The sequence below is a fragment of the Mesorhizobium sp. M7A.F.Ca.MR.362.00.0.0 genome (assembly GCF_004023175.1).
Lineage (GTDB): Bacteria > Pseudomonadota > Alphaproteobacteria > Rhizobiales > Rhizobiaceae > Mesorhizobium.
Map to the genome: position 1 here is coordinate 1 of NZ_RZTF01001125.1, position 238 is coordinate 238.

General features: G+C 60.1%; 1 pseudogene. It reads left to right on the top strand.

Annotated elements, in window-relative coordinates:
• Nucleotides 1–238: pseudogene (locus EOC06_RS39355) on the top strand (ABC transporter permease); the annotation flags it as partial.

A 238-nucleotide genomic window follows, 5' to 3' on the forward strand; every position in this document is an offset into this window, starting at 1 on the left:
AGGCTGAACCTGTCGCCATTGGCGCGGGTTGGCGTGCTTGTGGTCGCGGCTTTGGCGATCGGGCTGCTGTTGATTTCGGGAAGCTGGGACAATCTGTCGATCCTGAAGGAATATTTCAACCGCGCCGACAGTTTCTGGGTAGAGGGCTCCAAGCATGTAACGCTGGCGCTAGGGTCGCTGCTTGCGGCGGTGGTCGTCGGCCTGCCACTCGGCATTCTCTGCCATCGTGTCGAAAGTC